This window comes from Halomonas sp. ISL-56, assembly GCF_018612805.1.
Classification (GTDB): Bacteria; Pseudomonadota; Gammaproteobacteria; order Pseudomonadales; family Halomonadaceae; genus Vreelandella.
The window spans coordinates 97,286-118,821 of record NZ_JAGGRO010000029.1 but is presented as its reverse complement, the minus strand read 5'-3'; the positions used below and the strand labels follow the sequence as shown (position 1 = coordinate 118,821).

The following is a 21,536-nucleotide window of genomic DNA, read 5'->3' as shown; positions in this document are numbered from 1 at the left end:
GCATCTGCATCTGCATCTGCGTCAGCATCGGCGTCTGCATCAGCGTCAGAATCTGCATCGGCATCCGCATCTGCGTCAGCGTCAGAATCCGCGTCTGCGTCTGCGTCTGCATCCGCATCGGCATCCGCATCGGCATCCGCATCTGCGTCAGCATCTGAGTCGGCATCCGCATCAGAATCTGCGTCAGAATCTGCATCTGCGTCTGCGTCTGCATCGGCGTCCGCATCAGCATCGGCGTCTGTATCATCTAGTTCATCTGAAGCAGCGGCTGCGCCATCATCAAACTCAACAAACTCAGCGCCCTCTAAGCCTCCTTCAGTCTCGAAACTTAGCGGGTCGGTTTCTTCAGCAATACGTGCAACGCGAACGAAGTCACTACCGCCGCCACCGCCGCCGGCGCCACCACCGGCAGCAGTCGCGTCAAGAAGGTCGAGTAGATCACCCTCCTCGTCGTCAAGAGCGGCAAGTAGCGCGTCAAGGTCGTCGTCTTGGACACTGGCATCGGTGGCGACAATCGCGTCAACATCAAGTTCGGGAGTAACAGCAACTTCTTGGCCACCCTCGACAACGTTAGCGCCTGTTCCGTCGGCAAAGTCTAGCTCAACACGACCGTCCGCAGATGTGATGAGCGTTTCGCCCTCCTGAAGAACGTCGCCAATGCGCAGTTCGCGCAGGTTGCCGTCTTCGCCACGTGCCCAAGCCTGACCTGAAATCGCGATAACTGTTGCCGTTGCCATATGCTGTTCTCCGCCCACCATTTAATAAAAGGGTCGCCGCTTTTTATTGAAGCCTAATGAAAATGGCTATTTGCGGCATTCTGAAGCAAGCCTAGCCTTGATCAAGACGGTTTCATATTGTACCGGTGGACAATAGGGGCAAAGTGGCAGGAAAAAGAATGCAAGTGACTTTCAGGGCTGTCTTGGCAGGCAAGGGGTTGTGTGCGGGACAACTGTTCAGTAAAACCGATACAGGCATTTATGAGTAGTAGCTACTTTTTCTCCGAGCTCAAAATACGATGCAAGCCTGCAACATGATCTTGGTCAGCAAAAAAAGAATGACGATGTTCTATTGCACCATAAGCTTTGATAAGCCCAGCCATCATATTAAGCGCTCCAGAATCATTATTAGCCTGACAACGCTGACAAAATTCGTGTGCGCGCGCAGCCAAGGCAACGTAATCTGCGGCAATGGCAGGGGTATCAAATTTAGACCAGGTTAGCTGGACACGCGAGACTTCCCACTGACTTTCCATGACTTCAAGCGCTTCGGCATGCAGTTTTGCTGATAATGGCCAGTAGGCCCCCGTCGTGTCATATACCCACCCCTGCCAGTCCATGAGCAGTATGTGGCTGTCTATATTTGCCATGCGCGCGCTACTCGGATTTTGCACCGTCAGGCATTTGGGGATTCTTTCCACCTCAGCCACCATTAATGGCCATAAATGCATAAAATGCTCAACTTGAAAGCTTTCTTTATCCGAGTGCGTCAAATACGCAAAATGCGAAGCCTTTATTTTCTTCATACGCTCGGGTAAAGAGTCGAAAGTTGCTGTGTATTGAGCAATCAGCCGATCAGGTAATGGAACGTGAAACAGGCATTGACGCAGCTCATTCATCCAAGGTTTACGTTCTTCCGAGTTTTTCCATTGAGGAAGTTTGTCGCCCACCTCCAACAATACAAAAGAGCACCAAGGCAAGCGACCGCTTTCCAGTAAAACAGGCACTGTGGGAATAGTGCCATAGCAATACCCGCTTACTTCTTTTAGAAGCGCAGCTTCATGAAGTGCTTCATTCTCCCGAGCAGGCACATAACATTTGAGCAATACATAGCGTGGGGCACCGCCGCCATCCGTATCTCGCACCAATACGTGCGCTATCGCCCGCCCATTTAGCAGACGACACTGTAAAACATCAAGATCGCCGTAACAGTGCTGACGCTCAGCCAGCCAGGGTAATAGCCACTGCTTGAGAGTTGCTTGTTCAAAACGTTGAGCAAAATCAGTAATTGAAAACAGCGAGACCTGCTGAGAGCGGGGTAAAAGCAGCATATTAATCTGCTGAAAATACTTGATAATACTTAAGAAATTCACCAGCCCATTAATACTTGCCGCCATGAGTTGGCGCATACTCAGCAACAGTATAAATAGCGTCAGGAGCGGCCGCATAGTGCCATTTAGGTAATCCAAAACTATGATCAAAAAACCCAGTACAAAACTGACATTGATCACGGTAAGCACGTTGCCCTGCAGCATGCCTTGGATTTTCTGCACTCTTTCAAAGCGATAGTAAAAGCAAACTACTATTACCAACCCAAGCACACATACCACTGCCAATAGCGCTAACAGGGGATGCAGAAGTGCGATCAACAGACAAAATAGCAGTGCAATAACCGTTGATGATATGGCGCCTATCACAACACTCAGTACACGGTTGCCAAGTAAGCGGTGATTAGTAACCAAGCGTGTTTTATTTAAGTGCTGCAGTATCGTGGCCGAAAGACTCGCGACGGCCTTTTTAACCAGCCATTGGAGAAGGGCATAGGAGCAAAAGCAGAGTACTGCCAAGGCTATCAGCACCGCTATTTTTCCACTGTCAGTATCTGCTCCAGGCACCCAGCCATCGATGCGGCTATGGCCGGTTATCAGCACTTGAAGTAGTTGCCAGGGGAGCACTAGGCTTGCCAATAGCATTACTTGGCTGGCGATCTGCATCAACAGGATAGCGACCACGCGCCAGCGAAATGGCCACAGCACCGCGCGTGCCAACGCTACCATTAAGCCGCGAACTTGATCACTATGAATCTCACCCATCTCACTGCGTGCCGCTAGGTTGCTCATCGCTCAGCCATTGGCTCTATAAGTTGCATAAATACGCGTAACTCGTCCGGCTGATTTGCTATCGGCATATAGGTTGAAACGGCATGGTGCACTGCGGATAAAATGACCTCGTTATGGCGCAGACTGCGCTGCTCTGCTTCTGCCCAACCATACTCAGGCCATTGTTCTTGTTGAGACAACGCTGCACCGGCCTCATCCAGGGAAGCAAAAAGTAGCGGCAGGAATGTGCTCCCATAGAGTTCGGTCGCTGCTACTACCTGGCTGCCATCGTGGTAACGTTTATCACGAAGCGCGTCGGGAATGGATTTAATTGCTTGGGCATCAAGCAGATAAAACAATCGCTGCCAAAATGGCGCTGCGCCATAGCTCTCTTGCAACAACCTCTCAAGTGCCTCGACACTCGCAGGCAAGGGAGGCCCCTTTTGTAAATTTCCTCTCAATAGCGATTCCGACCAGCGAGCCAATCCTTCATGCACCCAACCCTGCTTGAACATCATGTGCGCGTTTTGGTATAGATGAAATAGCTCATGTGCAGGGGTTAGGTTTTGTGCTGCATCCACTTGCCCACCCAATGCCATGCGAATATGACAACCTGGCGAGGCAGCGCTGCGTACAACTTCGTCATAAGCCTGCCCGCCACGTGTTTGATCCGCACGTAAAATCACCATAATGAAGCCCGCACGCTGATAGCGTGGCATATGCAAGGGTGGTGTGAGGCCCAATACTTCGCTATAGAGTGCATCGGCAGCCCTCAGCTGAATTTCCAGATCATCAAGCCGCGTAGAAGGTAGTTCCGCACTCGGTTCAGGGCTCTCGACAAAGAAGTGCATGGCATTAACACCCTTTGCAGGCTTCAGCTCATTTTCCAACGGCTCAAGCAATCTATCACGCTGTAGGTAATAGCATTCGCCGACTTCGGACTGCGAATGAGCAGTATCAAGGGTTAGCAACGCCACACAAAACAGGAGCAGAGCCCCCCACCCATACCGAGCTATCGAGACGTAGTTACAGATAGCCGTCATGATGAAAAAAGCGTGTGCAACCCAATGCCATGGGAAGCCTTAACAAGCACACAATCTTGAGGTTTTAAGTGTCCAGGTAGAGCTGTTTCTAGTGCTTTGACATCCGCAAAGTGAAACACGCCGGCGGCCTCCCCTCCCAGTAATGGGGCTAAGGCTTGGCAATTTTGTCCACATAGCAGTATCTGCCTAACCGGTAGTGCAGTAAGTATGGGAACAAGTTCCAGGTGCAGAGCCTCTGCCTCTGAGCCAAGCTCCAGCATATCACCGAGAATTAATAACTTTTGGTTAGCTTGTACGGACAGCGCGGAGAAGGCCTCCAGCGCCATGCGCATCGATAGAGGATTGGCATTATAAGCTTCATCGTACACTGTGATCGCCACTCCTTGGTAATCAATGGATCTCACTTCACCTCTGCCTGCCACCGCCTGAAAAGACGCTAGGCGGGGCACTATTATGTCTAGAGGAAGGTTATCGTGCCTAGCCACTGCCAGTACCGCCATGGCATTGAGCAGCATATGACGTCCAATGGCGCTCATGCAGAGCTCATACGAAGTGCCATCAAGCTTAATGCGCCCGCTGTTGCCTGCAAACTCAAGCATGCGTATGTCAGCGTCAACATGTTCGCCAAAACTGACGACCTTTAGGTGGTAGCTCCTTGCCTGCTCCGCAAGATAAGTATAGTGCGGCATATCACGATAGAGAATGGCGACCCCACTGGGGGGCATACTCTGAAAAATAAGCGCTTTCTTACGGGCAATTTCGTCCAACGAGTGGTGATAGGCTAGATGCGAAGCAGCGATATTCGTAATAATAGCGATATCAGGGCGAGCAAGTTCCGTATTGTAAGCCATGGAACCGATGGCCATTTCAACCACCCAGTAGTGTGCCTCTTGGGGCATTGAAGCAATGTTCCAGGCAATGCCAATAGGAAGATTGGCACTGCCTTGCGTTTGCCCTACTGAACTGTTGTAGCTCAGCGCATGGGCTAGCATTGCCACCGCCGTTGTTTTGCCTGCGCTTCCAGTAATACCAACGACGCGGCCAGCATAACAGCGCCGTTGTCGCTGCCCGATGGCCAGTGTCGCAGCCCGCACATCACGCACTTTTAACACGGGAATGCCGATATCGCGATACGCCTCGCCATCATCGCAAAGCACTGCAGAAGCACCTTTAGTGACTAGTGACTTCACCGCCGCAAACGGCAAAAAACCTTTCTCCATTTCCTTGCCCCGAGCGACAACCACCTGCCCAGGTTGAAAGGATTTTGGCCAACAGCATAATCCTCTTGCCAGCCACTTATCCGGTGGTGCTGATACCCATGTTCCCTCAGTTGCCGAAGCCATAGCCTCAGCATCAAGCCTATTCTTTAGCGGGGGCTTGATGTTGGCATATTCGCCTTTGCGAAGCATCTGCTGATAAGCGACCAACCCAGAAAGGTAGTGTTCTACATCGTCAATCCTTACGCGAAAACTGTGGTGGCGAATAAAAAAACCATCCACGATAGTAGCGGGTGCCTTAAAGTACATAGCGACTTCCGGCCAGAAAAAACCATTCAAAAGATAGTTCGCCCTGGTATGCAGTGCCCGGTAAAACGCATTGACATCAAACCCATTCAGCACATCGACTAGATCAGGGCGTGTCTCCAGCTTGAGCAGCGTCTTGTGAAACGCCATTGCCAGCTCAAGCAGCGTGGGAAAAGTGGTGATCCGCTCACGAATAAAATCGACATAGCCCGCGATATTGCGCACCGCAAACGCGAAATATTTCCGCTCTGGTCGATGCGTCACCAACTCATTTGAGCAGTAGGCAAGCCAGTGGTCATGCGCCTTTTCGTGCCCATTGGCGATAAAGTAGTCAAACGCTTTGACCACGCAGTCCAGCCAACGACTATTGCGGGTATGGTCGTAAAGCCGCATCAGAGCAAATGCAGCTTCACCATCGTAATAAATTATTCGTGTCTTTTCCTTGACCGATAAATCTGCAGCGTTGAGTACATGCACAAAGCTACCATCGGCTTCCTGCATTCGTACAATACCCAGCGCTAGCGCATCTGCCAGATCAGCATAACCATCGTCTCCTGTGACCTGGTGATACTTTACCAACGCCAGAATAGCGACCGCGTTGGCTCCCAGCTTGATGATATTGCCTGTATCCACCACATAGGCTGCCCCTTGGCGATGAATAATAAACTGGGAACATATGCCATTAAGCGCCCAAGATATCTGTTGGCGTATCCGTTTAAGCTGCTCATCATTTAAAAGCTGTTGATCCGAGCAAGCCTCATAGCCTTCCAATAACGCATAGGTACTACTGGCGTGGCGCAACACATTGTAGGTATTGATGCGGCGGTCAAAGCAGGGGAAATAGCCATACACATAGCGACCATCCTGCCCCACCTGCTTGCCCAAAAAGCGTGTAGAACGAGCTATCAACTCCCCCGAGGAATCCATTGTCAGAGGTGGAGCCTCTCGCCTACCCCAACGCCTAGGCTGGGTATCCAGAGCATGTACACTTGGCGTTTCACCGCTAACGTCTAGAAACACGCCAGCAGTGGAAAAGCTCCATACCGGCATATTATCGGCAAAATCCGGCATTTGGCTGGAACCATGACGTGCTTTTATAAAACGCTCAAGGTTAGCCTGGTTAACTTCAGCGTGCGCAACCCGATTGCCTGCATACAAACAGGCATTGGCATTGAGCTCCATCTCTGTCAGCAAGAGTCGAGGAAATTTCTTACCCACAAACGCTAAGCCGCTACGACAATAGTTACGCTTGCAGCGCTTAATCTCCTGTTTCAGCGCCTGCCACTGCCACTCGCGCACGGCAAAAGCCCATTCCAACCGACACCACACCAAAGGGTGGGAAAACTTTCGCTCCAGCCGTGTCAATGCTTGCTTCAAAGTGGGTACTAACACCGCCCAGTTGCCTGCCTGCAAGCTATTCAAATCAAGCTGCATAGACGTGACTTGTGCACGTTCATAGCCATCACTTACTGAAATCAACATTACCTGCGAAAATTCCGCAAGCCGTGCGTGCCTGTCCAGCCACATAGGCATCACAACGTCGCCCATATTCTCCAACGCAAGCGAAAGCTCAGCCGATCGGGCAGCAGGCTCAGTACTCGACTTACTTAATGGAAGCGAGCTATCCAATGAAGAATTTTTAATACCCGGCATTAAGTTGCTCAATAATGGAGGCTAATGTGAGGGTCAGAAACGTATCGAATAAGCGCTGAAAGATATCGAGATGCTGCCTGCGCTAAGTTATAAAATTAAAAGCGCTCGGGAACACGTTCCATTATCGGTGCCAGCTTTAGAATAAGCTGTAAGCGATCTCGAACGGCCAGTTTTTTGAAAATAGCAGTGAGGTGCGCTTTTACTGTACGCTCAGTAATGTCTAGCTGCCGTGCAACTTCTTTATTTGTTGCGCCCCGCACCACAGCAAGTGCTACGCCTCGCTCACGGTCGGTTAAGTTCCCAAGCTGCGCTGTATTGAAATGGCCGCCACCTTCAGCACGTTGCTGAAGTGCTTTAAAGGAGCCCCCTAACACTTTAGCAAGCAACTCTTGACCAACCCAGACGCCTTGGTTAGTAACCACCACTGCCACCTGCTGAAGCACCTCTGGCGCCGCAAGCGTATGAACATATCCCCGCGCTCCCAGATCCAATGACCTCAACGCTTCACGGTCATCCGGCGAATAACTTAGCACAACGACAATAGCCCCCTTGGCAGTTATAGCACCTATAAGTTCTGACCAAGATTCAACCGTTGTAGACAGCCACACCACATCATTAGGCTGTGCTTTACCAATAAATACATCCGGTCTGGAGGCTATCATCTCGGGAAACGCTTTTTTCCAACGCGCTTTTAAGTTTCCGTCCGTTGTTATGAACCAGTGTTTCATCAGCGTTCCCCCATGGAATCACGCCACGCTCTTAAGACAGGTTTCAGCAAAAACTGCATCACCGTGCGCTTGCCCGTCACTATGTCCACCTGCGCTGTCATGCCGGGAATTACTTGTAATCTATCGGCGACATTTTCATTTTCTAAACTGCGCACACGCACTTGGTAGAAGGTATTGCCGTCATCATCAGTAATGGTATCGGCACTAATACGCTCAAGCTCGGCCTTCAAGCCGCCGTAAATGGCATAGTCGTAAGCCGTGAGTTTGATAGTCGCAGGCTGCCCTGGATGCAGAAAGGCGATATCTTGCGGGGCGATGCGTGCCTCAACCAGCAACTGGTCGTCGGTGGGAACAATTTCCACCACCTCTTGGCCCGGCTGAGCAACGCCACCAATGGTGCTGATGTGAATGCGTTGAACAATACCGTCAACCGGCGAGCGAATCTCTGTCAACCGAACGCGATCCTGTAACCCAGTTCCCGATTGTTGTAATGCATTCAAGTCGCCCAGCGTTTGAGCCAGATCGTTTCGCCATTCACTTCTACGTTCGGCACCTAGCTCTAGTAGCTGTCCCTCGGCTTCTTCCACCCCGGCCTCTAAGCGTGAAACAGCGGCATCAGCTTGATTGCGCTCGCCAGTCGCGCCTGACACATCTCGCTGTAAACGCAGTACTTCAACTTCGGAAACAGCCCCCGAAGCCAACAGCGGCCGTGTCAAGTTAAGTTCCTGACTGGCCATATTGACTTCACGTTGGGCGGTATCACGGCGGGCCTGTGCTTCTCGTAGCTCTTCCCGACGTTGACGAATTCGGTCATTAAGGACGTTTTCTTGCTCGCGCAACTCTTCGCGGCGACTCTCATACACCTCGCGCTCTTGCATCACAATGTCAGGTACTTCTTGACGCAGCTCTTCGGAGGGCTCAAACGCGGTGCCCGTAGCTAGCGCCCGTAGCCTTTCGGCACGCGCTTGAAGCGCATAACGCTGAGCGCGGTTTTCGCGAAAATCAGAGACAAAACGGGTGGGGTCGATTTGCATCAGCACTTCTCCTGCTTCAACAATCTGCCCTTCGCGAATAAAGATTTGTTCAATAACACCACCGTCAAACGACTGAATACGCTGCAACTGGCTGGCGGGAATCACCCGCCCAGCTCCGCGGGTCACTTCATCGATAGACGCGAAATACGCCCACACTAACAGCGCAACAACGGTGAGCAGAACGGTATACAGGAATAGCCGCGCACGAATGGGCTCTTGTTGCATACGCGCCCAATCGGTATCGCTTGCCCAATCACGGCTTAAGTGGGCGGAAGAAACACGCTTGGCAAACAGCCGATCCATAAAAGGCCGAAACGGTTTTTGGCCTTTTTCTGAGAATCGACCAATGGCATCAAAGCCCTTTTGCTCGGTCGTGGATGAGGGTTTACGCGCCATTACGATGCCCTCCCGATCTGGCCTTTACGCAACGCCTCGACCACGGTGTCCCGCGGGCCATCGGCCACGACCTTGCCACCATCCATAACAATGATGCGATCAACCAGTGAAAGTAGCGAGGTGCGGTGTGTGACAACCAAGATGGTTTTTCCTGCTGCCACATTTTTTAAGTTGGCTTTGAACGCCTCTTCGCTGGCGTTATCCATAGAGCTTGTGGGTTCGTCCAACAACAAAATAGGCGGATCCTGCACCAGTGCACGGGCAATGGCGACGGACTGCTTTTGCCCACCAGAAAGCGCTTGTCCGCGTTCGCCAACCTGCAAATCCACGCCATGTGGGTGGTTGTTAACGAGTGATTCTAGACCTGCCAAGTCAATCGCTCTAAGCAACGCCTCATCATCAACGCGGTCGCTACCGCCTCCCGCCACAATATTGTCCCGAAGCGATCCGGAGAAGAGGCTAACGTCCTGGGGAACATAGCCGATATGGCGACGCAGCTGCAGAGGGTCTAACTGGCGAATATCCACGTTATCAACCAGCACGGCACCCGATGACGGCTGATAAAACCCTAACACCAATTTGTTTAATGACGACTTACCGCAGCCAATGCGACCTAATAAGGCCACTTTTTCACCCGATTTAATGGTCACCGATACGTCTTTAAGCGCTTCGCGCTCCTCATTTGGGTAACGCAGCGTGACTTTTTCAAGGCGTATATTGCCAGCGAAACTGGGCTTTTCTACGTAGGCTTTGCCTTCATGTCGCTCTACTTTCTTATCCATCACCGTGTTTAGTGACTCAAGCGCCGTTGAGGACTGATGATATTGCGCCAGCAACGCCGCGGCTTGACTGATCGGCGCCATTGCACGGGAAGAAAGCATATAAGCAGCAATCAATCCACCCTGGGTGAGGTTACCTTCGATGATTTGATAAACACCCACGATAATGACGCACACCGCTACACTGTGCTGCGCCCACTGAGCCACGTTGGAGACCGAAGTGCTGACCATCTTTAACTGCGCGCCGGTACGGGAAAGAAAGGCCGATGACTTTTCCCAATGGCGCTGAATACGGCTCTCAGCTCGTAGGGCCTTAACATTTTCTAATTGGGAAATCGATTCCACCAACAGCGAGTTGCGCTGCGCGCCGACTTCCCAGGTAGTTTGTGAAAGCTCATGAAGCTTACCCTGAGCAGCCAATGCGTAGAGCAACACAAACACAATCCCAACCAACACCGGTAGCACTAGCCAAGGATTAATCAGCGCGATAATCGCCGCAAACATCAGTACAAAGGGCAAATCGACAATGCCTAAAATAGTTGCCGAACCAATAAAGGCACGCACCGACTCAAAGGATTGCAGTGTGGAAGTGAACGCACCGGTTGATGCTGGGCGGTCTTCTAAACGCAAACCTAATGCTTTGGCCATAATAGAAGAAGAGAGCTTCACGTCCGCCCGGCTAGCGGCTAAGTCGACAAAGCTGCTGCGCATCAACCTGAGCACCAAATCAAAGCACAGCACTATAAAGATGCCTATTGCGAGCACCCAAAGTGTTTCCGTAGCCTGATTGGGTACCACCCGATCGTAAACGTTGAGAACAAACAGCGGCATTGCGATGGCAAACACGTTGATAGCCACCGATCCCAATACGATATCGCGATAGAGAGGTCTATTTTCGCGAATAACTCCCCAAAACCAGTGCTGATCGCGGCGTTTCTTAACTCCTGGTTCAGACGCGTTATCCGCAAGAAACTTGGGGCGAACGTAAATAGCTTCGCCACTATAGCCTGCATACAGCTCGTCAAGAGGCAGCTCAACGTTTGATTCAGATAGCTCAGGAAAAATAACGTTGGCTTTTTGCTGTTTGAGATCAATCCCTAACAGCACGCACGCCCTGCCCGGCTCCAGCAATAGGATAGCGGGAAATAGTGCTGGGTTAAGCGCGGACAGCTTGCTTTTAACAATCCGCGCCGTCAGCCCAGCACGGGAAGCGGCCCTACCGAATACGGAAGGCGTTAACTTCCCCTGCTCCAAGGGCAAGCCAGCTCTAAGGGCCTCTGATGACACCTCATGCTGATGAAATGAGGCAACCGCTTTCAAACATTCGAGTAACTCATCGCCTATTGGCTGCTCGCTAGCATCTTCAGCGCTCGGCCTTTCCAGCTTGGTTTGTGTCACAGAGACCTCATTCCCCTAATGCCTATTTAGGCATCTTTTTCCCCAATGATTAGCGAAAGCCGCTAACCCTTCGCCGCCAAACGAAGAACGACGCTATTGTTAAACCGAAAACTATTTAAACATGTCAGCCGTTAGTGACAAATGCATCTCCGTAGCCCATCCCTTGTAGCGTTTGTTGTAGTTCCTGAGCGCTATTTAGAGTAGGGATTGGGCCTATTTGAACGCGGTAATTACCCGTAAATGCGTAGACCCTTGCGTCATTGTCCAGCTGTTCGCTTAGTTGAGCACTTAACTGCTCAGCACGCTCAAGGGCACTTAACGATGCCACCTGAATATAGAGACCGTTCTCGGCAGTAGGAGAATGCATTACTTTGCTGGATATAGCCGTTTCTTGCAGTTGACTAATGACTGGCTGCTCATTAGCGGCATAAGAAGAAGCTGGCATATCAGCGTGAGCAGGCAATGAAGATATTCCGCGTGTAAAGTCATCTAGAGTAAAGCCGCGTGGCCCTTCCACTCCACAGGCCATTTCAGCGCTAAGGGTTATATCGTCATAGCCAAGTTCGTCAAGGCTTGGGATATCCTCGCGTACAACCTCAAGAGTACTCATTAACTGCCCCATTGCCGCTAACGTGCGGGCTTGGGCCAAGGTTAGGTCAAACTCTGCATTCGCGAAGGCACGGCTGGCTTCGAAGTACTCGTTCTCACTATCAAGCACATCAAGCAAAGTACGCTGGCCAATATCAAACTGCTGCTGGTAGGCGCCGCGAACCCGGTTAATTGATTGGCGATGTTCATTTAGGTAGCTCAATTGCTCTCCTAAGCGAAGGGTATCGTTGTAAGCAATTTGAGTGGTTTGACGTACATTTGTACAAGCCGTTTCGCGCTGATTGACGGCTTGTTCGATACGCGTGCTCGCCGCATCAAAGGCTGCACTATCTGAACCGCCTCGATAGAGGTTCATGCTGGCAACCAGCTGAATACTGTGCTCATCACTGCGCCCAGCGATCGAGTCGTCCTGATTATTGGTTCCCGTGCGCCCCTGTATATCCAGGCGAGGCATAAAGGCGGCCTTTGCAGCCCCTTGTTCCGCACGCTGTACGGCAATATTTTCAATCGCAGCGTGGAAATCAGGATTCCCCGCGAACGCCATTTCGACGGCTTGACTAACATCAGTGGGCAGTTCATCGGCCAAGCTAGGTGCAGGCGACATATTCTGAGCAGGAAGCTCGCCTACGATTCGCTGATAGCGTGCCGTTACATCATGCAGATTCGACGCCTCAGTCATCAGGTTGGATTCCGCTAACGCCAAGCGGCCGCTGATTTGTTCCAGGTCAACACCACGGCCCGCCCCAGAAAGTGCTCGCTCTTCAATTTGCGTGAACACCCGCTGGTGTTCACGATAGTTCTCTTGAGCTAAACGCACCATTTCACGGTAGCGAAGCACATCAAGATAGGTCTGAAAAGCTTCAAGCGTCACCTCTTCACTTGCACCCAGCAGCTCGAAATAGGCAATCAGCCGAGTGCGATCCAAACGCTCTACTTCGCTGCGGGTGGCAAACCCATCAAACACCATTTGGGTGAGCGTAAGTTCAGCAAAGTCACTGCTGTAGCTTCCGCGCCCATCATTTTGCTGATCTTGCCGACCCACGCCCGCGGAAATATCAATCGTAGGCAAATAATTACCCTGTGCGACCCTAACATCGCTCCCGGAAGCGCTAAAATTCGCCCAAGCAGCATTTACACTGGGATTGGAAATGATCGTTTGTTGAATAGTACTGGGAAGATCAGTGGCGCCTGGGGCATAGAGGCTAGCAGGAAGAGACTGCGCTAATGCCGTAAGCGGGACACATGCCAACGTGGTCACTGTCAGCGGCTTAAAGACATGATGACAAAAGATTTTTTTAAGTCTCGATACGGCATTTTTTTTCATCGACAGCGTTCCCTATGATGTGGCACTCATTGCATGCAGCTCATTATTCGTATGACCCACTGAGCTATGTTGCACTACTGCTTCAAGTATAAGCTCGCGAAATCTCATCGCTGAGTGAGCCTATATCCCTACGAGCGCCCAATTTTTGAAGTAAACCCATAGTAATTAAAACTTAATCAGCTGATCTTAGCCTAATTTAGTTAATTTCCTACTCACCCTGAGGCTATAAAACCAAATGTCACAAAAAATTACAATAAGAACATCATTAAAACACAAAAAAATAATCAGGATGGTTCGCTTTTCTGGGTTTGTTGCAGCCCGAGCCCCAGCAGAATGAGCACTAGCCCAGTCAACGTCGAAGGCAAAATAGGTTCTCCAACTACCAGGAAAAGTAACAGCAGTGACACGGGAGGTGAGAGAAAAATGAGATTAGAAACCTTGGCCGTGCGCGACACCTTATGTACTGCCAATTGCCACAGGATAAACGCGACCCCCATTTCAAACAGGCCCACATAAACGCCAGCACCAAAAGCTGGCCAGCCATGCCATTGGAAACCGGGGCCGAGCAGTAACAACAAAGTCAACACAGGTAGGCCTACGCTAAAATTTTGCCATTGACCAACGAGCGGAGGACGTGGGTCACGGGCGTTGAGCAGCCAGTAAAGCGCCCACAGTAGCGTCGAGGCGAGTGCCAGCACGACCCCAAGCGGGTCGGCGAAAGAAACATTAAAAACCGAGCCTCGTGTAGCGATTACCCACACGCCTGCGTAGGCGACCAGCCCTGCAACAATATCCATGCGCGTTAAGCGCTGCCCAAGCAGTGGCACGGCCAAAAAGGCCATCGCCAAGGCCCAGGTGTAATTCAACGCCATCGCCTCTTGCCCAGGGAGGCGGTCATAGGCGGCGAAAAGCACCAAATAATAGGCCACCGGGTTCATCAATCCCGCCCACGTGGCTGTTTTCCAACCGGTGCGTAGTGCTGTAGTGATATCTCCCTGCTTAATGACCAGCGCCCCCATCAATGCCCATGAGACAAATGCTGCTAGCCACATCAGCTCCACAGGGCTCATCCAAGCAAGCGCCACTTTAAAAGCCGTTGCCACCGTCGACCATAATGCGACGGCACCTAAACCAAACAGAATCGCTTGCCGATCCTGGCTCATCGGTCGATATGCCCTAAATCTCGACCTGGTTCCAACTGGTCTCGCACTCGCTGCTTGAGAAGTTTGATATCCGGAAAGCCACCATCGCGCTTGCGCTCCCATAACAGCTCATCATCACACCAGATCTCGAAGGTGCCGCCATGGGAGGGAGAAAGCGATACCTCACTCAGTCCTTCACCAAACGTTGAGAGCAATTCCTGTGCATACCAACCGCTACGCAGTAGCCACTGGCATTGAGTGCAATAGCGGATTTGAATACGTGACATCCCTGACCTCCTAGACAAGTTAATATGACATCCTAAGAAATCATTCTGTCATTTTGAGTTAGCCTGAGATAGATCGATTGAAATAGGTCGATTAAGAAGGAGCCCCAATGGCCGACCATAACGTTTCGCAAACTCGCCTGTATGAGTGGCTAACAGGCGATGACGATAGCCGCATGTGCGACGACATACCTGAAGGGGCTTGTAACGAACAGCCGCGCAATTTTTTTCTGCACATATGGGCTGCTTTGGGTAATAAGCTGGCTGACGAGCTGTCTAGCGCGCGGTTAGTCCTACCCTGGCTGATGGGCATTATTGGTGCCCCAGTCTGGATGGTAGGGCTACTGGTACCCATTCGAGAGGCTGGCGCCCTGTTGCCGCAAATTTTTGTAGCTGGGTTTATCCGCTTAAAACCTAAGCGAAAATGGGTGTGGGTAACCGGCGCGCTGGCTCAAGGGCTCGCTGCGCTAGTCCTTGCCGTACTTGCGTTATTCGCCTCCGGCACCTTAGGCGGTGCGTTAGTACTCGCAGCGTTAATTCTACTCTCGCTGGCCCGAGGGTTATCTTCAATTGCTACAAAAGATGTGCTGGGCAAAACCATTGCCAAGCGCCGCCGCGGCACGCTAATGGGCTGGAGCGGCAGTATTGCCGGCGCTGCCACGCTAGTGGCAGGGGCTGTGTTAATGCTGTTTGATAACCGCCCAGGCAATTTAGTGGTAGCGATATTGCTGGCCATAGCTGCTAGCGGCTGGCTAATGAATGCCATCGCCGCTGCCCGTATTCAGGAGGCCCCCGGCGCAGTAAAAGGCGGTGAAAACGGCTGGGACAGTATTAAATTGGGCCTATCATTGCTAAAAAATGACCGCACTTTTTTACATTTCAACCTTGCCCGGGCACTTCTGCTGTCAAGCGCCCTCGCCCTCCCCTACATTGCACTACTAGGACAAAACCAAAGCGGCACCGACCTGGGGGGCCTGGGTATACTGGTTGTGGTATCGGGGCTTGCCGCCATGATAGCAAGCCCGCTCTGGGGAAAACGGGCGGATCAATCGAGCCGTGGAGTGATGCGCGATGCGGCGATAGGTACCGCTATTTGCTGCTTACTGGGCGCCAGCCTGACGTGGCTACCCGGTGGGTGGACACACAGCATATGGCCCTATGCAGCAGTTTACGCGTTATTAGTCATTGTTCACCACGGCGTACGCTTAGGGCGTAAAACCTATCTCGTCGATATGGCTAGTCAAGATAACCGTGCGCTCTATGTGGCCCTTTCAAATACTTTAACCGGCGTGTTAATGCTCATCGTAGGCGGTATCATTGGCGCTTTTGCACAGTGGTTTGGTAGTAGCGTATTACTCCTCATTCTAGCGGTTACCGCTGTGGGAGCTATCCTTAGCGCCCATCAACTGCCTGAGGTGGAGTGACATGGCGTGGCTTTCACCTCAGCGGCTATCCACAAGACGGCCAAGGTTAAGGTGCTGCTCAAGATTGCAATGCGTGACAACGCTCGCCATGATAGAGCCTAATAGCAGCAAGGTGTTGGAGCATTTGCTACGCTGCCTATATAAGCAATTGGAAATTCCGGCGTTTCACGGACAAATTGAACTGCCGTGAACGATGGAAAAGGACTTGAGCTGCAACAGGAACCCCTTGATGAAACGATCTCCATTGATCAGTCCAGAACTGCTCGAACGAATTGTTGACGCATCGGAAGACGGCATTGTCGTTGCCGAACAGGAGGGGGATGAAAACATCCTCATCTACGTCAACAAAGGCTTTGAGCGCCTAACCGGATATAGTGCGGATGAAATCTTGTATCGCGACTGCCGCTTCTTGCAAAATGAAGACCGCGATCAGGACGCGTTAGTTGCTATTCGGGATGCGCTTAAAGATGGCCGCCCTTCTCGCGAAGTACTGCGTAACTATCGCAAAGACGGCACCATGTTTTGGAATGAGCTGTCCATTACGCCGGTCTACGACGAGGCAGATGAGTTGATGTATTACATCGGCGTGCAAAAAGACGTCACCGAACGCGTGGAAGCGCAGCTTGCGCTGGCGGAGTTACAAAAGCAGCGAGAAAACAGCTAATCATTAACTTTCTCACCAAAAAAAACTATAAAGCTTGAACTTCATCCCAACTGGCGTTATATAGCGGCAAGGCGCTTGAACTGCGCTAGGTGCTTCACTTTGCGAATGGCATGTGTTTTGTGATCTCACATGTGTTCGCGTGAAGCCGTTGATACGCCGGCTCGCCGGCTGGGTTGGAGGACATCACATGAGCCGTGACCCCCTAAGTCGTGAAACTTTTACTACCGATGCACTCGAATCTGACGAGTTCGAAAGCTTAGACGCCGTCAATGATGACCACTACGGCAAAAGTAAACCAAGCAAAGCTGACAGCTTACGTGCGCGACGCCAGGTTGAAGCATGGCTGGAAGAACGCCGCCTTCAGCGTGCCATTGAAGATGACTGGGACGAAGAAGAGTAAGCCTTGAACGGGTCGGCCTTCTCAGCGGTTGAGCGGGCCTGGCTAATGATACGCTCCTAGCCTTTCCTGGCGCAGACCACTATCATCACTCCCTAGTCTGTAACATCAGACAGTAGTAACAGTCTGTAATAACAGCTAGTAGCCCGCTGCTGTCGCTTTATTCTTTTCATCAACTTAACGGATCTCCATGGCGCAATACGTTTTCACCATGAACCGGGTTGGCAAAGTAGTGCCACCCAAAAAGCAAATTCTCAAGGATATTTCGCTCTCGTTTTTCCCTGGCGCCAAAATCGGCGTGCTGGGTCTTAACGGTTCGGGTAAATCCACACTGCTGCGCATCATGGCCGGTGTCGATAAAGAGTTTGAAGGTGAAGCTCGTCCGATGCCTGGCATCAATGTTGGCTACCTACCCCAGGAGCCGCAGCTAGACGACGAGAAAAACGTCCGCGATACCGTCGAAGAAGCGCTAGGTGAGATTAAACAAGCGCAGGAGAAGCTGGATGGTGTCTATGCGGCCTACGCAGAGCCCGACGCCGACTTTGATGCGCTGGCTAGCGAGCAGGCAAGGCTTGAAAATATTATTGAAGCTGCGGATGCTCACAACCTGGAGCGCAAGCTTGAAGTGGCTGCGGAAGCACTACGCCTGCCCCCCTGGGAAGCCAAAGTTGGCAATCTCTCGGGCGGTGAGCGCCGTCGTGTAGCACTCTGCCGCTTACTTCTTTCAAGCCCCGATATGCTGCTGCTGGACGAGCCTACCAACCACCTTGACGCAGAGTCGGTGGCGTGGCTAGAACGCTTCCTGCACGACTACAACGGCACCGTCGTGGCGATCACCCACGACCGCTACTTCCTAGACAACGTGGCGGGTTGGATTCTTGAGCTTGACCGTGGCCAGGGTATCCCGTTTGAGGGTAACTACTCCCAATGGCTGGAGCAGAAAGATCAGCGTCTGAATCAAGAAGCCAAGCAGGAAGCCTCGCGTCAGAAAGCCATCAAGCAAGAGCTTGAGTGGGTGCGCAGTAACGCCAAGGGCCGCCAGGCAAAAAGCAAAGCGCGTCTTAACCGCTTTGAAGAGATGCAGTCAGGCGACTTCCAGAAGCGTAATGAAACCAATGAGATTTATATTCCGCCTGGCCCGCGCCTGGGCGATAACGTCATTGAGTTTCGTGATGTGGCCAAGCGCTTCGATGACAAGCTGCTCTACCAAAACCTCTCCTTCACCATTCCCCAAGGCGCGATTGTCGGCATCGTTGGCGGTAACGGTGCGGGTAAATCGACCCTCTTCAAACTGATCACCGGTAAAGAGCAGCCAGATGAGGGCGAAGTCCTGGTGGGTGACACGGTCGATATCGCTTACGTCGAGCAGCTACGCGACGGCTTGGACGACAAGCAGAGCGTCTGGGAAGCCGTTTCCGATGGCCAGGACATCCTCAACATTAATGGCTACGAAGTCTCTTCGCGCGCCTATGTAGGTCGATTTAACTTTAAAGGTAACGACCAGCAGAAGCGCTTGTCGGAGCTTTCTGGCGGTGAACGCGGCCGTTTACAGCTTGCCCAAACGCTCAAGCAAGGCGCGAACGTGCTGCTGCTCGATGAGCCCTCCAACGACCTGGATATCGAAACCCTGCGGGCACTGGAAGACGCGCTTCTGGCCTTCCCAGGTTGCGCCATGGTGATCTCCCACGATCGCTGGTTCCTTGACCGGATCGCCACGCACATTATGGCCTTTGAGGGTGACTCCGAAGTGGTCTTATTTGAAGGCAACTACGCAGAGTACGAAGAGGATCATAGAAAGCGGGTGGGTAACGATACGCCTAAGCGCATGAAGTACAAGCGCATTGACGCCTGATCATCAGCATCACGCTGGCAGTCTGTAATGACAGCAGATAGTGACAGCAAAAGGCCCCGCTTCGCGGGGCCTTTTAGGTTTTTAAACCAGTGCAAAGCCGACTAAGTGCTATCAGAACGCGTCAAAGATGATAAACGCTTTTGGTCACTACTTTTGCGGCCAAACGCACGCCCCACTTAACCGGTGCTGGAAAACGGACACCACCAGCTTCTAAAGCCAGTTGGGCGTGGTGAGCATCATCAACGGCCATTTGGCGCAGTATGGCACGTGAGCGGGTGTCACCGCAGGGTAGCGACTGTTGATCTGATTCAAGCTGCTTACCTGCCTGCTCCTCGGTCGCGGCGGCTAGGCCTAAGCTTAGGCGATCGCTGACCGCCCCGGTGGCTGCGCCAATACCAAAGGAGGCGGCATAGAACAGCGGATTCAAGTAGCTCGTTCGACTCTGCAACTGCTCTAAACGCTCATCACACCAGGCTAGATGATCAATCACCTCCAGTGCCGACTGCTCCAACTGGTGACGCCCATGCGGAAGTTTCGCGGTCACGCCCTGCCCTTGATAGAGCGCCTGAGCACACACCCCTCCGGTATGATTAATGCGTATTAAACCCGCTGCATGACGGCGCTCATGATTGTCGAGTGATACTTCCGCCATCCCATCAGCAGGGCTTGCACGCTGCGAAGAGGCCGCATGTGGCATCAGCGTTCGTAAAACAGTATCAAACTGATGTATCAGGCGATCTGAACGACTCTGTTGACGATCCATGGCAACACTCCGTTGACTTGCGATAGTGGCCTGCTGAGCTTAACCGGCAGGCCATGTGAATGCGCGTCCACCCAATAAATGCATATGAATATGGTAGACCGTTTGTCCGCCCATTTCGTTGCAGTTCATCACCACCCGATAGCCATCCTCGGCAAAGCCTTGCTCCCGTGCAAGCTTGGCGGCGGTAAACTGGAGTCGACCGATGAGTGCCAAGTCAGCTTCGTCAATATCGTTCAACGTGGCAATATGCTTTTTAGGAATAATCAACTGATGGGTAGGGGCCTGGGGATTGATATCATCGAATGCCAACACGTGGTCATCTTCGTAAACGATATCAGCAGGGATTTCGTGGTTGATGATTTTGCAAAAAAGACAATCCATACAACTCTCCTTTAACGGAAGCGTCTCTGTGCGAGAAGATGTCTAACCAATGGGGCAAGAATAAGCTCCATTGCCAGCGACATCCGCGCACCCGGCACAACCAGCGTGTGTGGACGCGTCATAAACGAATCTTTGATCATCGCGAGCAACCAAGGGAAGTCCACGGTCGAAGGGTCCCGAAAGCGGATAACCACGAATGACTCTGCGTCGGTGGGAATATCCTGCACTTCAAAAGGGTTAGAGGTGTCGACAGTCGGCACACGTTGAAAATTGATGTGCGTACGCGAGAACTGCGGCTGGATATAGCGTACATAGTCATCCATACGGCCGAGGATAGTGTCGATGACCGCTTCCTGTGAGTAGCCACGCAGCTTGGTGTCACGGTCAATCTTTTGAATCCACTCAAGATTCATGGTCGGCGCCACGCCTACTAACAGATCCACATGGCGGGCAATATCATACTCTTCGGTAACCAGCCCGCCGTGTAAGCCTTCATAAAACAGCAGGTCGGTGCCACAAGGCAGCGACTGCCACTCGGTGAAGGTACCTACTCGGCAGCCTGCTTCGATTTTCTGCTTATCTTCGGCGTGGATATAGTGCCGAAAAGTACCCGAGCCGTGCTCACCATACTCACTGAACAACCCTTCCAAGCGATCCAGCAAGTTCGCCTCAACGGCAAAATGCGATAGCTCATCCTTACGCTCAGGCTCTTCCCGGAAGATGCGGTGCAAATCATCGCGGGTGTAGCGGTGAAAAGCATCACCATCGACCATCGCCGCATGCACATCTTCGCGCAGGAACATGCGCTCGAAGCTGCGCCGAACAGTGGTAGTGCCCGCTCCCGAAGAGCCGGTCACCGCGATAATCGGATACTCCCGTGACATCAGCCACACCTCGCGTGGGAAAGCGCTTGTTTAACCAGCTCAGGCACCTCGACAGGACGCCCGGTAGCCAAGTCGATCAAGAGCTGACTGACTCTTGCGGTGGCAACTACCTGGTGGGAGTTCGCTTGGTAAACACGCTGATAAATCGTCAATGCTTTACCTTGCGGCTCAGGTACGGCGGTGGCAATCGTTAACGCATCGGGCCAGCGCGCTTCACTTTGATACTGCACCGTGAGATCAGCAACCACCGAAGGATACCCATGCATATCCCACTCAGGCAGATCAAGTGCCGCGAAGGCTTGAATACGCGCCTCGTGGAGCAGCGACACCAGCGCATCATGCCCCAAGTGACGGCCATAGTTCATATCGGTTACCCGCACCGTCAAAGGGTGACGATGAATGACCTCTTCAGCGGGAAAATCCAGCTTGACACGCTCCATGCC

Annotated in this window: 18 protein-coding genes; 4 read left to right on the top strand and 14 right to left on the bottom strand. The window is 52.1% G+C overall.

What is annotated here, in order from left to right:
* The 10 genes from J7J49_RS21175 to J7J49_RS21130 all read right to left on the bottom strand — a co-directional run.
* The coding region (locus J7J49_RS21175; protein WP_215095446.1) for a retention module-containing protein at positions 1-737 on the bottom strand (737 nt) is incomplete at its 3' end.
* A 251-nt stretch (positions 738-988) separates the two neighbouring features.
* Positions 989-2,836 (bottom strand): ABC transporter ATP-binding protein, encoded by a 1,848-nt coding sequence (locus J7J49_RS21170; RefSeq protein WP_251048443.1) that lies wholly within the window; start codon positions 2,834-2,836, stop codon positions 989-991.
* Positions 2,833-3,858, bottom strand: a complete 1,026-nt coding sequence (locus tag J7J49_RS21165) for a hypothetical protein (RefSeq protein ID WP_251048442.1) — start codon at positions 3,856-3,858, stop codon at positions 2,833-2,835. Before J7J49_RS21165 ends, J7J49_RS21170 begins: the two co-directional genes overlap by 4 nt.
* Complete coding sequence (locus J7J49_RS21160) at positions 3,855-6,863, bottom strand: Mur ligase family protein (RefSeq protein ID WP_251048441.1); 3,009 nt, start codon at positions 6,861-6,863, stop codon at positions 3,855-3,857. Before J7J49_RS21160 ends, J7J49_RS21165 begins: the two co-directional genes overlap by 4 nt.
* Positions 6,864-7,129: 266 nt before the next feature.
* Complete coding sequence (locus J7J49_RS21155; protein ID WP_064234672.1) at positions 7,130-7,762, bottom strand: response regulator transcription factor; 633 nt, start codon at positions 7,760-7,762, stop codon at positions 7,130-7,132.
* A complete protein-coding gene (locus J7J49_RS21150; RefSeq protein ID WP_215095443.1) occupies positions 7,762-9,192 on the bottom strand; it encodes an HlyD family type I secretion periplasmic adaptor subunit in 1,431 nt (476 codons plus the stop codon). Before J7J49_RS21150 ends, J7J49_RS21155 begins: the two co-directional genes overlap by 1 nt.
* Positions 9,192-11,369, bottom strand: coding sequence for a type I secretion system permease/ATPase (locus tag J7J49_RS21145; protein ID WP_064234674.1), 2,178 nt, complete (start codon positions 11,367-11,369; stop codon positions 9,192-9,194). The genes J7J49_RS21150 and J7J49_RS21145 overlap by 1 nt, the downstream gene beginning before the upstream one ends.
* 124 nt (positions 11,370-11,493) lie before the next feature.
* Positions 11,494-13,302 carry a TolC family outer membrane protein gene (locus J7J49_RS21140; RefSeq protein WP_064234675.1) on the bottom strand — a complete coding sequence of 603 codons (1,809 nt, stop codon included), beginning with the start codon at positions 13,300-13,302 and terminating at the stop codon, positions 11,494-11,496.
* 284 nt (positions 13,303-13,586) lie between these two features.
* On the bottom strand, positions 13,587-14,465 hold the full coding sequence (locus J7J49_RS21135; RefSeq protein ID WP_215095441.1) for a DMT family transporter: 879 nt from the start codon (positions 14,463-14,465) through the stop codon (positions 13,587-13,589).
* Entirely contained in the window at positions 14,462-14,731 is a 270-nt protein-coding gene (locus J7J49_RS21130; RefSeq protein WP_035584056.1) for an Rdx family protein, read from the bottom strand. The genes J7J49_RS21135 and J7J49_RS21130 overlap by 4 nt, the downstream gene beginning before the upstream one ends.
* 107 nt (positions 14,732-14,838) lie before the next feature.
* On the opposite strand from J7J49_RS21130, the gene J7J49_RS21125 reads away from it, so the two are divergent.
* From J7J49_RS21125 to ettA, 4 genes are all read left to right on the top strand, one after another.
* Positions 14,839-16,152 carry an MFS transporter gene (locus J7J49_RS21125; protein ID WP_215095439.1) on the top strand — a complete coding sequence of 438 codons (1,314 nt, stop codon included), beginning with the start codon at positions 14,839-14,841 and terminating at the stop codon, positions 16,150-16,152.
* A gap of 229 nt (positions 16,153-16,381) precedes the next feature.
* Positions 16,382-16,816, top strand: coding sequence for a PAS domain S-box protein (locus J7J49_RS21120; RefSeq protein ID WP_035584062.1), 435 nt, complete (start codon positions 16,382-16,384; stop codon positions 16,814-16,816).
* A gap of 187 nt (positions 16,817-17,003) precedes the next feature.
* Positions 17,004-17,216: a PA3496 family putative envelope integrity protein gene (locus J7J49_RS21115; RefSeq protein WP_064234679.1), complete on the top strand. Its 213-nt coding sequence runs from the start codon at positions 17,004-17,006 to the stop codon at positions 17,214-17,216.
* A 187-nt stretch (positions 17,217-17,403) separates the two neighbouring features.
* A complete protein-coding gene (ettA, locus tag J7J49_RS21110; protein WP_215095437.1) occupies positions 17,404-19,065 on the top strand; it encodes an energy-dependent translational throttle protein EttA in 1,662 nt (553 codons plus the stop codon).
* 121 nt (positions 19,066-19,186) lie between these two features.
* On the opposite strand, the gene coq7 is transcribed toward ettA, so the two are convergent.
* Genes coq7 through J7J49_RS21090 form a run of 4 tightly spaced genes read right to left on the bottom strand, consistent with a single transcriptional unit; the run spans position 19,187 to position 21,533 of the window.
* On the bottom strand, positions 19,187-19,828 hold the full coding sequence (gene coq7, locus J7J49_RS21105; protein ID WP_064234681.1) for a 2-polyprenyl-3-methyl-6-methoxy-1,4-benzoquinone monooxygenase: 642 nt from the start codon (positions 19,826-19,828) through the stop codon (positions 19,187-19,189).
* Positions 19,829-19,867: 39 nt separating this feature from the next.
* A complete protein-coding gene (locus tag J7J49_RS21100) occupies positions 19,868-20,209 on the bottom strand; it encodes a histidine triad nucleotide-binding protein (protein WP_215095435.1) in 342 nt (113 codons plus the stop codon).
* An 11-nt stretch (positions 20,210-20,220) separates the two neighbouring features.
* Positions 20,221-21,093, bottom strand: coding sequence for a phosphoribulokinase (locus J7J49_RS21095; RefSeq protein WP_064234683.1), 873 nt, complete (start codon positions 21,091-21,093; stop codon positions 20,221-20,223).
* Positions 21,093-21,533, bottom strand: coding sequence for an acyl-CoA thioesterase (locus J7J49_RS21090; RefSeq protein WP_215095433.1), 441 nt, complete (start codon positions 21,531-21,533; stop codon positions 21,093-21,095). Before J7J49_RS21090 ends, J7J49_RS21095 begins: the two co-directional genes overlap by 1 nt.
* Positions 21,534-21,536 lie beyond the last annotated feature (3 nt).